The 12,471-nt window shown below is 37.7% G+C and carries 14 protein-coding genes; 5 read left to right on the top strand and 9 right to left on the bottom strand.

Annotation, left to right across the window (positions count from 1 at the left end; genetic code table 11):
- Positions 1 to 30 precede the first annotated feature (30 nt).
- The 4 genes from Q0X66_RS06725 (at position 31) to arfB (ending at position 4,735) form a co-directional block, all read left to right on the top strand.
- Positions 31 to 1,020, top strand: coding sequence for an aspartate-semialdehyde dehydrogenase (locus Q0X66_RS06725; RefSeq protein ID WP_297704543.1), 990 nt, complete (start codon positions 31 to 33; stop codon positions 1,018 to 1,020).
- A gap of 90 nt (positions 1,021 to 1,110) precedes the next feature.
- On the top strand, positions 1,111 to 3,267 hold the full coding sequence (locus tag Q0X66_RS06720) for a prolyl oligopeptidase family serine peptidase (RefSeq protein ID WP_297704542.1): 2,157 nt from the start codon (positions 1,111 to 1,113) through the stop codon (positions 3,265 to 3,267).
- A gap of 74 nt (positions 3,268 to 3,341) precedes the next feature.
- Complete coding sequence (locus Q0X66_RS06715; protein WP_297704540.1) at positions 3,342 to 4,316, top strand: sulfate/molybdate ABC transporter ATP-binding protein; 975 nt, start codon at positions 3,342 to 3,344, stop codon at positions 4,314 to 4,316.
- A gap of 14 nt (positions 4,317 to 4,330) precedes the next feature.
- Positions 4,331 to 4,735: an alternative ribosome rescue aminoacyl-tRNA hydrolase ArfB gene (arfB, locus tag Q0X66_RS06710; protein ID WP_297704538.1), complete on the top strand. Its 405-nt coding sequence runs from the start codon at positions 4,331 to 4,333 to the stop codon at positions 4,733 to 4,735.
- Positions 4,736 to 4,934: 199 nt separating this feature from the next.
- Here the strand turns inward: arfB and Q0X66_RS06705 are convergent, their stop codons facing one another.
- The 8 genes from Q0X66_RS06705 to pdxA all read right to left on the bottom strand — a co-directional run bounded on the left by Q0X66_RS06705 (position 4,935) and on the right by pdxA (position 11,568).
- Positions 4,935 to 5,396, bottom strand: coding sequence for a 3-oxoacyl-ACP synthase (locus Q0X66_RS06705; RefSeq protein WP_297704536.1), 462 nt, complete (start codon positions 5,394 to 5,396; stop codon positions 4,935 to 4,937).
- 1 nt (position 5,397) lies between these two features.
- Positions 5,398 to 6,510, bottom strand: a complete 1,113-nt coding sequence (locus tag Q0X66_RS06700) for an FAD-dependent oxidoreductase (RefSeq protein WP_297704534.1) — start codon at positions 6,508 to 6,510, stop codon at positions 5,398 to 5,400.
- A 40-nt stretch (positions 6,511 to 6,550) separates the two neighbouring features.
- A complete protein-coding gene (gene accC, locus Q0X66_RS06695; protein ID WP_297704532.1) occupies positions 6,551 to 7,903 on the bottom strand; it encodes an acetyl-CoA carboxylase biotin carboxylase subunit in 1,353 nt (450 codons plus the stop codon).
- Positions 7,904 to 7,981: 78 nt separating this feature from the next.
- The gene (accB, locus tag Q0X66_RS06690) at positions 7,982 to 8,479 is read right to left on the bottom strand and encodes an acetyl-CoA carboxylase biotin carboxyl carrier protein (RefSeq protein WP_297704529.1); all 498 of its coding nucleotides are present in this window, start codon (positions 8,477 to 8,479) and stop codon (positions 7,982 to 7,984) included.
- A gap of 6 nt (positions 8,480 to 8,485) precedes the next feature.
- Complete coding sequence (locus tag Q0X66_RS06685) at positions 8,486 to 9,496, bottom strand: beta-ketoacyl-ACP synthase III (protein ID WP_297704527.1); 1,011 nt, start codon at positions 9,494 to 9,496, stop codon at positions 8,486 to 8,488.
- Between the two features lie 170 nt (positions 9,497 to 9,666).
- Complete coding sequence (gene rpmF, locus Q0X66_RS06680) at positions 9,667 to 9,864, bottom strand: 50S ribosomal protein L32 (protein ID WP_297704525.1); 198 nt, start codon at positions 9,862 to 9,864, stop codon at positions 9,667 to 9,669.
- Positions 9,865 to 9,872: 8 nt separating this feature from the next.
- Complete coding sequence (locus Q0X66_RS06675; RefSeq protein ID WP_297704523.1) at positions 9,873 to 10,403, bottom strand: DUF177 domain-containing protein; 531 nt, start codon at positions 10,401 to 10,403, stop codon at positions 9,873 to 9,875.
- A 115-nt stretch (positions 10,404 to 10,518) separates the two neighbouring features.
- Complete coding sequence (gene pdxA, locus Q0X66_RS06670) at positions 10,519 to 11,568, bottom strand: 4-hydroxythreonine-4-phosphate dehydrogenase PdxA (protein ID WP_297704603.1); 1,050 nt, start codon at positions 11,566 to 11,568, stop codon at positions 10,519 to 10,521.
- A gap of 58 nt (positions 11,569 to 11,626) precedes the next feature.
- Here pdxA and Q0X66_RS06665 point away from each other — a divergent pair, with 58 nt between their 5' ends.
- The gene (locus tag Q0X66_RS06665; protein ID WP_297704521.1) at positions 11,627 to 12,217 is read left to right on the top strand and encodes a riboflavin synthase; all 591 of its coding nucleotides are present in this window, start codon (positions 11,627 to 11,629) and stop codon (positions 12,215 to 12,217) included.
- Here Q0X66_RS06665 and Q0X66_RS06660 read toward each other — a convergent pair.
- Positions 12,156 to 12,422, bottom strand: coding sequence for a hypothetical protein (locus Q0X66_RS06660; RefSeq protein WP_366938679.1), 267 nt, complete (start codon positions 12,420 to 12,422; stop codon positions 12,156 to 12,158). The two genes, Q0X66_RS06665 and Q0X66_RS06660, sit on opposite strands and share 62 nt — an antisense overlap.
- Positions 12,423 to 12,471 lie beyond the last annotated feature (49 nt).

Below are 12,471 nucleotides of genomic sequence, written 5' to 3'. Positions count from 1 at the left end.
CAATACCTTTGGGTTCTAAATAATAAAAACATGAAGGTAGCTGTAGTTGGCGCAACCGGAATGGTTGGCGAAGTAATGCTAAAAGTGCTTAAAGAACGGAGTTTTCCAATAACTGAACTATTATTGGTCGCCTCTGAGCGATCTGTTGGTAAAAAGATATCCTATAACGGGAAATCCATTAGCGTAATAGGACTTGCTGATGCAGTAACAGCACGTCCGGATCTGGCTATTTTTTCTGCCGGAGGAGATACATCACTAACATGGGCACCAAAATTTGCAGCAGCTGGCACCACGGTGATTGATAATTCGTCGGCCTGGCGCATGGATCCTGAAAAAAAATTGATCGTACCGGAAATCAATGCAAATAAATTAACCAAAGCAGATAAAATAATTGCCAATCCCAATTGTTCTACTATTCAACTTGTTATGATCCTGGCACCCTTGCATGCCAGATACCAAATGAAGCGGGTCGTAGTTTCAACCTATCAATCCGTTTCCGGAACAGGAATAAAAGCTGTAAAACAGTTGGAGAATGAAATGGCCGGAATACAAGGTGAAATGGCATATCCATATCCTATCAACAGAAATGCCCTGCCGCATTGTGACTCATTTATGGAAAATGGGTATACCAAAGAAGAAATGAAATTGGCCAGGGAACCTCAGAAGATACTTGACGACCGCACATTTTCAATTTCAGCTACGGCCGTGCGCATTCCTACTGCAGGAGGTCATTCTGAGTCCGTTAATGTTGAATTTGAATCCGACTTTGAACTAAATGAAGTAAGAAGAATTCTGAACAATACTCCAGGAGTCGTTGTACAAGACAATCCGGTTACCAACACTTATCCAATGCCGATTTATGCTCATGACAAAGATGATGTTTTTGTAGGACGCATACGAAGAGATGAAACGCAGCGAAACACGCTAAACATGTGGATAGTTGCCGATAATCTCAGAAAAGGTGCTGCTACCAATGCCATACAAATAGCTGAATACCTGGTGGACAATAAACTTCTCTGATGGCCCTATCATAAAATTTGTTAAACCATTAATACAATAGAAATAAAAGGTTTTTTTTTATGGTATTTTTAGCCTTAAAAATTATGCATCATGAGAAATTTTGGAATACTATTACTTCTAATTTTGATTAACGCTTCTTGCCAAAATTCAGGAAAAAAAGACAGCATTACCGTGAATTATCCATTGACCAAAAAAGTAGATACTGTTGACAACTATTTTGGGACTATAGTTAACGATCCTTATCGCTGGTTAGAAGATGACCGTAGCGAAGAAACCGAAACATGGGTTAAACAAGAAAACGCTGTCACTTTTGGCTATTTGGATAAAATACCGTTCAGGAAAGATCTGAAGAACAGATTAGAGCAACTATGGAACTATGAGAAACTTAGTTCCCCTTTTAAAGAGGGTGAATATACCTACTTTTATAAAAACGATGGTTTGCAAAACCAATATGCAGTATATCGTCAAAAGGAGAATCAGGAAGCCGAAGTTTTTTTAGACCCAAATAGTTTTTCAGAAGATGGAACTACTTCATTAATGGGGTTGAGTTTTACAAAAGATGGTTCTATGGCCGCCTACTCCATTTCGGAGGGAGGTAGTGACTGGAGGAAGGTAATTGTTATAGAGACAGAAGAGAAGACTATTGTTGAAGACACCCTCATTGATGTAAAATTTAGCGGCCTTTCCTGGTATGGGAATGAAGGTTTATATTATTCTAGTTATGATAAACCTAAAGGCAGTGAACTCTCTGATAAGACAGACCAACATAAACTATATTATCATAAACTAGGTACTCCGCAAAGTGATGATGCTTTAATTTTTGGGGGTGTTCCTGAAGAAAAATACAGATATATAGGTGCAAGTGTGACTGAGGATAATAATTATCTCCTTATTTCAGCTGCAAATTCTACCTCGGGCAATAAGCTTTATTTAAAAGATTTGAAAAAGCCAGACAGTAAGCTGGTAACTATATTAGATCATGAAGATTCAGATACTAATATCCTTGAAAATGTAGGTTCTAAGCTTTACCTGGTTACCAATTTAAATGCTCCTAATAAGAAGATCATAACTGTTGATGCTTCAGACCCAGGTCAGGAAAACTGGGAAGATTTTATTCCTGAAACAGAGAATGTCCTTAGTCCAAATACAGGCGGGGGTTACTTTTTTGCAGAGTATATGATAGATGCGATATCCAAAGTTTTTCAATATGACTATGAGGGTAAACTTATACGTGAAATAGAGCTTCCCGGCATAGGTAGTGCAAGCGGTTTTGGTGGTAAAAAAGAAGAAAAAGAATTTTACTTTTCATTTACGAATTATTATACTCCGGGTTCCTCTTATAAATACAACGTGGAAAAAGGTAATTATGTCATTCATTGGAAACCGGAAATTAATTTTAATGAGGATGATTATGAATCTAAGCAGGTGTTTTACAACTCCAAAGATGGAACAGAAATCCCAATGATTATAACCTATAAAAAGGGACTAAAACTTAATTCCAAAAACCCTACTATTCTATATGGTTATGGCGGGTTCAATATTAGTCTTACCCCTTCATTCAGTATTGTCAATGCAGTTTGGATGGAACAAGGAGGTGTTTATGCGGTACCTAATTTGAGGGGTGGTGGAGAATATGGAAAAAAATGGCATAATTCTGGTATAAAAACCAAAAAGCAAAATGTATTTGACGATTTTATAGCTGCGGCAGAGTACCTTATAGAGAATAAATATACCTCATCGGAAAAGCTGGCAATAAGAGGAGGTTCTAATGGTGGTCTTTTAGTAGGTGCTATTATGACTCAAAGACCCGAACTCATGAAAGTAGCTCTGCCCGCTGTAGGTGTTCTGGACATGCTGCGTTATCATATTTTCACATCAGGAGCAGGATGGCACTATGATTATGGTACTTCTGAAGATAGTGAAGAAATGTTTCAATACCTGAAAGCTTATTCCCCAATTCACAATGTAAAAGAAGGAGTCCAATATCCTGCCACCTTGATTACAACAGGAGACCATGATGATCGCGTTGTACCCGCCCATAGCTTTAAATTTGCAGCCGAACTTCAGGAGAAGCAATCTGGTTCTAACCCTACTCTTATTCGGATTGAAACTAATGCCGGGCATGGAGCAGGGACCCCTGCGAGTAAAATAATTGAACAATATGCCGATATTTTTGCATTTACTTTTTATAATATGAACTATAAGGAGTTACCGAATAAGGCAGTGATAAAGGAATTTAAGGAGTAACTATCAATAATTCAGAGCAAAATCCGTTTCTGTAGAAACGGATTTTTTATTAGAAGTCGTTTAAGATAAAAATCATGTTAAAAATAACCGGTCTATCTTTTGCCTATGACAAGGATTCTGTACTGGATGATATTAGTTTCTCTGTTGATAGAGGTGAACATCTGGGAATAATGGGTGAAAGCGGATGTGGGAAAAGCACCTTATTAAAACTAATTTACGGATCTCTTCAACCGGCTAAGGGAGAACTTTATTGGGGGAAAAAACAAATTAAGGGACCACAATATAATCTTGCCCCCGGAGAGTCGTACATGAAGTATATGTCGCAGGGGTTCGACCTTATGGGGGTTACTACCGTGGCTGAAAATATTTCTGAATTTCTTTCCGTATTTTATCCCAAAGAACTAAAAGAACGTACTGAAGAGCTGCTTGATATTATCGAAATGAAAAGGTTTGCAAAAACCAAAGTAAAGCATCTGAGTATAGGCCAGCAACAGCGCGTTGCTCTGACCAGGGCTTTGGCCCAGAAACCTGAAGTGTTGCTATTGGATGAACCATTCAGTCATATAGATAATTTTCGAAAAAACAGCTTAAGAAGAAATTTATTTAATTATCTAAAGCAAGAGAAGATAACCTGCTTAACGGCTACTCATGACCGCAATGATATACTGCCCTTTGCAGATCGAGTACTCGTACTAAAGGATACACAAATATTAGCTCAGAAACCTATTCTTGAACTATATAAGAATCCCGGAAACCTTTACATTGCTTCTCTTTTTGGAGAAGCCAACTTGGTCCCTATCAATATTGTCAAATCATATGCAGATACCAAACGAAAAATTATTGTTTACGCTCATGAATTCAAGGTATCCCAAAATTCCGGTCTTCCTGTGGTCGTAAAAAAAACATATCCGATGGGAAGTCATTATCTGGTTGAAGGATTTACAGAAGAGCAAATAATCTATTTCCATTCAGAACGAAATATGAAGATTGAAACAGAAGTTTATCTCAATATTTCCCTTGAAACAATTAACCAAAGGCTAAAACTCTAATCGACCTTTGCACAATGAACAAAGACTTGATTTTACAGGAATTAAAGTTCAGAGCTGTCCGAAGTAGTGGTGCAGGTGGTCAGCATGTTAATAAAGTATCCACAAAAGTGGAACTAATTTTAAACCTGGCTCGTTCCAAAGCGTTTAATGAATCTGAAAAAGAACGCTTATATAAAAAACTAAGTAAACGACTTACATCAGAAAACAAACTCCTGGTTCATTGTGACGAATCCCGAAGCCAACATAGGAATAGGGAAATTGCAGAAGACCGTTTGTTAAAACTACTTGAAGAAGCGCTTAAAGTTCCGAAAAAACGTAAAAAAACTTATCCTTCCAAAGCTTCGGTAGAAAAACGATTAAAAAGTAAAAGAGTGGTAGCAAAGAAGAAAACGAGCCGGAAAAAACCGGAAGATGATTAAATTAATTATTGGACAACAGTATTTATTAAAGTGCCAATTCCATCAATTTAAATTTTAATTTGATCAATCCCTATCTCACCGGTGAATAGCTGTTTACCATCCCTCCATATTTCAAGCCTTACAAGTGTTGTTTTAGGAAGAGGTCCCTCAACAATTAAAATACAGGGACCAATAGCGGCGGAGTCCTTTATTAAAAACGTTAAAGAACCTTTTTAATGCAAATCGTTTTTTGATTAAAATCAAAACAATGACCTTTGGATTTCCCCAATAACTTTTTTCCAATAGGGCTAAGTGAAGAAATACAATATATTTGGGCAGGGCCCTTTTTGAAAGCTCCCGCCGAAATTGAAATATAATATACCCCCTCTGTAGTAATCACAAGACTGCCCTGACCAATATTTGCGTGGCTTGGCAGAATAGTAATACCAGCTAAAGCCTGTCTCATCTTTTCCGCTTCATATAGCTGATGCCCCAGCTTCTCCCTTTCAAGCTGAATCATAGCCCTCCCCGTTTCATGTTTATCTCCCGCGCTGCTCTTAGTCTCAGATTTTAGAGAATCGTTAATACTTTTTATATTATTTTGGATGCGTCCAATCCTATCCTCCGCGAATGATTCACAAAATCTGCGCAATTCATCCTTGATGGCTGCCGAAATTTCCATATCAGGTTAAATCAGCTAAATTTTTTCCTACCAAACTACCTATAGCAATCCCCATACCTCCCAGCCTTACTCCGCATATTAAGTTATCGGAAAGTTGCTTTACAATTGGTCTCTTTGTCGTACCTATCCCCATAATTCCGCTCCATCTGCGTTCAATTTCAAAATCTGTGTGAGGTAAAATGATTTCTTGTAACATGCTGTCCAGGCGATTCTGAATTAGTTCTGTTTGTCCAAATTCTGCTGTTTCTTCTGTTTTAAAATCCAGATTTCGCCCACCTCCTAAAAGGATACGATTCTCAATATTTCTGAAGTAGTAAAAACCTTCGTCCAGGTGAAAAGTCCCTTTAATCTGAAGATTTTTTATGGGTTTTGTAATCAATACTTGTGCCCTTGCCGGCTTAACCTCTTCACCTAAAAGCTCGTTAGCAAATCCATTTGTTGCGATAATAAGTTTTCTTGTCTCAAATTCAAATTGATTGGTGTAAACCTTTACGGTTCCCTTGCCGTCATCAAAGGAAGTAACTCCAATGGAGTTTAAAATATTTACACCGGAATGACGGACCAATGACAGCAAAGAATTCATCATTGTTCCGGAATTTATTTGAGCTTCAAACCGACTGGAGATATATTGATTAACAATGTTATTAAATTTAAAAGTGTTTCGATGGAAAAAATACGCATCTTCACCATATACCGGCTTAAGTAGCTTATTGATGTTACTTAGAGCTTCAGAGCAATCATTAAATAATTTAGTGTTTTCCTTTAAAAAAAGTTCATGCCCTCCATGCCGCTGAAAATCCATTTTGGAATCCCCCAGAGTAGCGCGTAATAATTGAATCCCTTCCCATCTGCTTCTCACCAGTTCTAACACTTCTTCCTGTGAGTGGGTTTTAAGGTCGCTAACAACTTCCGAGATACTACCAAAACATGCAAATCCGGCATTTTTTGTGCTTGCACCTTGGGGTAAAGCCCCTTTTTCAAGAATAAGGATTTTTGCTTTTGGGTGTTTTTTGCTCAAATAATATGCGCAATTTAGACCAACAATACCACTTCCAACAATAGTAAAATCAATGTTGGATAACCACGTTTTATATTCCCAATAACTAAGATTCATTGTGCTATAAAAAACTCCGACGATGGCCGGAGTTCATATTCTATTCTTCTGGTTTAGGATCCATTTTAAAATCTTCCATGAATTTAGTGGTATAATTCCCCGCCAGATAATCCGGATGATCCATTAATTGTCTGTGAAACGGAATAGTCGTAGCTATTCCTTCAATTACAAATTCGTCCAAAGCTCGTTTCATTTTATTTATTGCCTCTTCCCTGGTCTGGGCTGAAGTAATTAGCTTGGCAATCATGGAATCATAATTCGGAACAATTGTATATCCGCTGTATACATGCGTATCTAATCGAACCCCATGACCTCCAGGGGTGTGCAATGTAGTTATTTTGCCAGGTGAAGGCCTGAAATCATTATAGGGGTCTTCTGCGTTAATCCTGCATTCAATAGCATGAAGTTTTGGGACATAATTTTTACCTGAAATAGGCACTCCGCCAGCTACCAAAATCTGCTCCCTGATCAAGTCATAATCCACGACCTGTTCCGTAATAGGATGTTCTACCTGAATACGTGTATTCATTTCCATAAAATAAAATTCACGGTGCTTATCTACCAAAAATTCCACGGTGCCGGCACCTTCATATTTTATAAACTCCGCTGCCTTTACTGCAGCGTTTCCCATAGCCTCTCTAAGGTCATCTGTCATAAAAGGGGAAGGGGTTTCTTCCGTGAGTTTCTGGTGTCTGCGCTGGATTGAGCAATCCCGTTCTGAAAGGTGACATGCATTCCCATATTGGTCCCCTATAACTTGAATTTCAATATGCCTGGGTTCTTCAATAAGCTTTTCCATGTACATCCCGCCATTTCCAAAGGCGGCCGTAGCCTCCTGCACGGCACTTTCAAAAGCCGCTTCAATATTCTCTTCCTTCCAAACGGCCCTCATGCCTTTTCCACCACCACCGGCAGTAGCTTTTAGCATTACGGGATATCCCATTTTCTTTGCTTCCTTTTTGGCATGCCTAACATCTTTCAGCAAACCTTCTGAGCCTGGAATTACCGGTACCCCAGCCAATTTCATGGTTTCTTTGGCCGTAGCCTTATCGCCCATTTTATCAATCTGATCTCCGGATGCACCAATAAATTTAATTTCATGCTCTGCACAAATTCTAGAAAATTTAGAATTTTCTGATAAAAATCCATAACCAGGATGAATTGCATCTGCATTTGTGATTTCTGCTGCAGCAATTATATTGGGTATTTTCAGATAGGACTCGCTACTGGGTGCAGGGCCAATACAAACTGCCTCATCCGCAAACCGAACATGTAAGCTCTCTTCATCCGCTTTGGAGTAAACAGCCACGGTTTTTATGCCCATTTCCTTGCAGGTCCGTATAATGCGTAAGGCTATTTCACCTCGATTTGCGATAAGTATTTTTTTAAACATAGCTTTTACTATAGAATTCTCAAGAACCCGGATTCAAATACTTAAAATGTTTTTGATTACAAGTTCTTATAAATAAAATTATGAGGGATCTACCAGGAACAATGGCTGGTCAAATTCTACCGGAGATGAATCCTCAACTAATACTTTTATGATTTTACCTGAAACTTCAGATTCAATATCATTGAATAATTTCATTGCTTCAATTACACATAATACATCACCCTGTCCTATATTATCCCCTACCTCAATAAATGGTGGTTTGTCAGGAGATGGTTTTCTATAAAAAGTGCCTATAATAGGAGATTTAATGGTAATATATCTGGAATCTTCCTCTGGGCTTGATGCATCTGTATTCTCTCCAGAAGCACCCGTACCTTCGGTTGATGCAGGAGTTAAAGATGGTCCCGCGGGAGCTGCACTTACCGGTATTTGTTGTAAATAGGTAGTAGTTTCAGGAGCAGAACTTAATGCCCCAGTTCTAATAGTGATCTTAATATCATCAGTTTCAAGCTTTACTTCGCTAGCTCCTGATTTTGCTACAAATTTAATTAGACTTTGAATTTCTTTTATATCCATGGAATTCTATTTTGATTCGTTATTGCCATTATATGCCCATTTTAAATATATGGATCCCCAGGTGAATCCACCGCCAAAAGCCGCAAATACCAGGTTATCACCTTTTTTGAGTTTCTTTTCGTAATCAAAAAGAAGTAGTGGTAATGTAGCCGAAGTAGTATTACCATATTTATCTATATTCATCATTACCTTGGAAGATTCCAAATCCATTCTTTTTGCTGTAGCGTCTACAATTCTTTTGTTCGCCTGATGTGGGATTAACCAATCCACATCATCATGGGTAAGATTATTACGTTCCATTATTTTGGCAGCCACATCGGCCATATTTGAAACAGCAAATTTAAAAACCGATTTCCCGTCCTGATAAACATAATGCTTTTTGTTTTTGACGGTTTCTTCAGAAGCAGGCATTAAAGATCCCCCAGCTTCAATCTTTAAAAACTCTCTTCCCCTACCATCAGATCTCAAATATTCGTCCTGCAATCCTAATCCCTCATAATTGGGTTCAAAGAGAACCGCTCCGGCCCCATCACCAAAAATAATACAGGTAGTTCTTTCAGTATAATCAAGAATAGAAGACATTTTATCTGCTCCGATCAGGAGAACCTTCTTATACCTGCCAGATTCTATATAACTTGCTGCTGTAGACATCCCAAATAAAAAGTTTGAACAGGCGGCCTGTATATCAAAGGAAAAGGCATTTACAGCTCCAATTTGTGAGGCAACATATGCCGATGTTGAAGCAACCGGTAAATCTGGTGTTGCAGTTCCAACAATAACCAGGTCAATTTCAGAAGGGTCTAAATTAGACTTACTAATTAAATTTTCAGCTGCTTTAATAGCCAAGAAAGAAGTCCCTTTATCCTTATCTTTTAGTATTCTTCTTTCTTTAATTCCTGTTCTGGTTGTAATCCATTCGTCTGTGGTATCAACCATAGTTTCCAACATTTTATTGGTTAACCTGAAGTCCGGAACGTAACCCCCTACAGCTGTTATTGCTGCTGTTATTCTACCCATAGTAAGTGTGGTTTTTATCAAGAAACCTTAAAAAATGGTCGAAAATTCGTGAAAAATAGTCATTTTTTAGGACTTTTTGCCTAAAATGGTGACTTTTAAAGATTTTAGTCTGCCCCATAAAAAAACTCCCAACTATTATAAGTGGGAGTTTAAAATTATAGCAAGGTATACTACACTGTTTCTTCTTCTGTCTTATCAATAAGTACTTGTCCGCGGTAATACAATTTACCTTCATGCCAATGGGCTCTGTGATAAAGATGTATTTCTCCTGTTGTTGGATCCTTTGCAAGAGTTGGCGCTATGGCTTTATAGTGAGTTCTTCTCTTATCTCTTCTTGTTCTGGATATTTTCCTTTTAGGATGTGCCATTTTGTAATCTATTTATCCGTTAGTAATTTTTTTAATGCCTCCCATCTGGGATCTATTTTATTTTTGTCTTTCTTATTCTCTTTTGGTTGCAATTCTTCAAGCCTTTTAAGTGCTTCCGAATTTAATGTGCCGTCTAATACCCCCGGGTGTATGCGTTTGGAAGGCACTGACAATACTATCATTTCGTAAACGTATTGCCCAATATTAACCTGATGTTCTCTGTGTGGAATAATGAGTATTTCATCATCATCGTCATTGTAGACGTCTCCAAACTTTACTAAAAGTTTCAAAGAAGCTTCTATCTTTTGATCAAAAGGTTCACTAGTAAGATCGCAATAGAGATTTACTGTACCCTTAGTCTTCATTTCAAGCTCAAGAACTGTTGACATCCTGTCTAATACAATGTGAAGCTTAATCTCCGCATCATTAAATTCATGGTAATCAAAAGATTCAAAGAACGTATTGTCTATTTGATAATCAAACTTGTGTTTCCCTTGTTTTAATCCTGCAAAAGGAATACTGTATTCCTTATTCTTCATCGCGTTATACACTAGTTTAAGGCGTGCAAAGATACTTTTTTTTTCTAAAACCCCAATTAAAAAGGAAATATATTTCCCAGGAATTATGTTATAAACTAATGGAGTTATATTAATATCATGCTCGTTTCATTTTTTGTTTTTGCAATGGATTTTTCATAAGTTTTTGAAACTCTTTCCTTTTCCTGAAAATATTTATTGCCATAAAAACTGCTTCCTTAAATGAACCCGGATCAGCTACACCTTTACCCGCTATTTCGTATGCCGTGCCATGATCGGGAGATGTGCGTACTTTTGACAGACCTGCAGTAAAATTGACCCCCTTACCAAAAGAGAGGGTTTTAAAGGGGATTAAACCTTGATCGTGATAAGCCGCCAGAATTGCATCAAAGTTCTTATATCCTTCAGATCCAAAAAAACTGTCTGCTGCATAAGGGCCGTATACCAAGTGTCCCTCATCCGATAATTCACGAATAACCGGTTTTAATATTTCGTCATCCTCTTTGCCAATGACCCCGTTGTCTCCACTATGGGGATTAATCCCCAAAAGGGCAATTTTTGGTTTTCGTATGCCAAAATCCATTGTTAAGGTGTCTTCCATGATCCGGATTTTATTACGTATAACTTTAGGTGTAATGGCCTCAGGTACATCTTTTACAGCCAGATGATCTGTTAGTAATCCTATCCTTAAGGTCTCAGTGACCATAAACATTAAGCTTTCTCCTTCCAGTTCACTCGCCAGAAAGTCTGTGTGACCCGGGAAGTTAAAATCCTTGGTTTGAATATTGTTTTTATTAATTGGCGCCGTTACAAGTAGATCTATTTCATTCTTTTTTAAGGCATTTACCGCTGCCCGAAGTGACTTTAAAGCATAGGCCCCACTTTCTTCGGTAGCTTTTCCATAGAGTATATTTGGAATCTCGTTCCAGACATTTATTACATTAAACTTGCCTGCTATGGCCCTTGAAGCTTCTTTAATTCCATTGTAGTTAATATTGATTCCGAGATCATTCTTCTGTTTAGAAATGGTTTTGTTTGATGCAAAAATTATTGGGGTGCAAAAATCCGTCATTCTTGGATCCTCAAATGTTTTTAAGACAACTTCGCATCCGATACCATTCAAATCGCCAATAGATATGCCAACCTTTATTTTTGCCTTTTCCTCCATGTTATCAAACTCTTTATTTCTACTTTTACAGAGCAAAACTACTTATTTTAAATGATACATGTTTACAGGAATAATTGAAACTTTAGGCAAAATTTACAGATTGCGAAAAGAAGGAAGTAATCTTCACATAACGGTTAGTTCGCTAATTACAGACAAATTAAAAATAGACCAAAGTATATCACACAATGGGGTATGCCTGACGGTTGTTGAAAAACAAGCCCCTTATTATACAGTTACTGCTATTGATGAAACCCTGCAAAAGACAAACCTCTCAGAACTAAAAGAGGGGCAGGTAGTTAACCTGGAAAGAGCCATGGTTATGGGCTCGAGACTAGACGGACACCTGGTCCAAGGACATGTAGACCAAACTGCTATTTGTAGAAAAATTACCAGAAATGATGGTAGTTGGATGTTTACTTTTCAATACGATCCCAAGCTTAATAATATAACCATAGAAAAGGGATCTATTACAGTAGACGGGGTTAGTTTAACGGTCGTTAATTCTGAAAAGAATGCCTTTAGTGTAGCAATAATTCCCTACACCTATGAACATACGCGGTTTAAAGAATACGAAATTGGATCTTTGGTTAATCTGGAGTTCGATGTAATTGGCAAGTACGTCGCCAGGTATCTGGAATTACAGTCATGAACTCCATTTTTAAAGCTCTTACTGTAATTTTCTTGTAGGTAGTCTTCATAGCCTTTTTGTTATTATAAGAAAAAGCTATTGAGGTTCTTACTATAAAAAGAAAAAATGGGAATAAAAGATCAATTTGTGTATATCCATGCCAATCGGAATGCAAAAAAGGCGCATAAACATTGGACCATGTGCCTGGTGTGTTTACCAAAATCATTAGAACTATAGTAAGACCCCGAAAAATATCAACAGATATAATTCTTCCC

The sequence above is a fragment of the uncultured Eudoraea sp. genome, assembly GCF_947260015.1.
Lineage (GTDB): Bacteria > Bacteroidota > Bacteroidia > Flavobacteriales > Flavobacteriaceae > Eudoraea.
This window is presented reverse-complemented; position numbering and strand designations above follow the sequence as displayed.

What these genes read in the sequence shown, in the direction of transcription:
- Q0X66_RS06660 (WP_366938679.1), bottom strand. Translation starts at nt 12,422, where the DNA reads ATGATTTTGGTAAACACACCAGGCACATGGTCCAATGTTTATGCGCCT.
- Q0X66_RS06700 (WP_297704534.1), bottom strand. Translation starts at nt 6,510, where the DNA reads ATGAATCTTAGTTATTGGGAATATAAAACGTGGTTATCCAACATTGAT.
- arfB (WP_297704538.1), top strand. Translation starts at nt 4,331, where the DNA reads ATGAACAAAGACTTGATTTTACAGGAATTAAAGTTCAGAGCTGTCCGA.
- Q0X66_RS06715 (WP_297704540.1), top strand. Translation starts at nt 3,342, where the DNA reads ATGTTAAAAATAACCGGTCTATCTTTTGCCTATGACAAGGATTCTGTA.
- Q0X66_RS06685 (WP_297704527.1), bottom strand. Translation starts at nt 9,496, where the DNA reads ATGGGTAGAATAACAGCAGCAATAACAGCTGTAGGGGGTTACGTTCCG.
- accB (WP_297704529.1), bottom strand. Translation starts at nt 8,479, where the DNA reads ATGGATATAAAAGAAATTCAAAGTCTAATTAAATTTGTAGCAAAATCA.
- Q0X66_RS06675 (WP_297704523.1), bottom strand. Translation starts at nt 10,403, where the DNA reads ATGAAGAATAAGGAATACAGTATTCCTTTTGCAGGATTAAAACAAGGG.
- rpmF (WP_297704525.1), bottom strand. Translation starts at nt 9,864, where the DNA reads ATGGCACATCCTAAAAGGAAAATATCCAGAACAAGAAGAGATAAGAGA.
- pdxA (WP_297704603.1), bottom strand. Translation starts at nt 11,568, where the DNA reads ATGGAGGAAAAGGCAAAAATAAAGGTTGGCATATCTATTGGCGATTTG.
- Q0X66_RS06705 (WP_297704536.1), bottom strand. Translation starts at nt 5,396, where the DNA reads ATGGAAATTTCGGCAGCCATCAAGGATGAATTGCGCAGATTTTGTGAA.
- accC (WP_297704532.1), bottom strand. Translation starts at nt 7,903, where the DNA reads ATGTTTAAAAAAATACTTATCGCAAATCGAGGTGAAATAGCCTTACGC.
- Q0X66_RS06720 (WP_297704542.1), top strand. Translation starts at nt 1,111, where the DNA reads ATGAGAAATTTTGGAATACTATTACTTCTAATTTTGATTAACGCTTCT.
- Q0X66_RS06725 (WP_297704543.1), top strand. Translation starts at nt 31, where the DNA reads ATGAAGGTAGCTGTAGTTGGCGCAACCGGAATGGTTGGCGAAGTAATG.
- Q0X66_RS06665 (WP_297704521.1), top strand. Translation starts at nt 11,627, where the DNA reads ATGTTTACAGGAATAATTGAAACTTTAGGCAAAATTTACAGATTGCGA.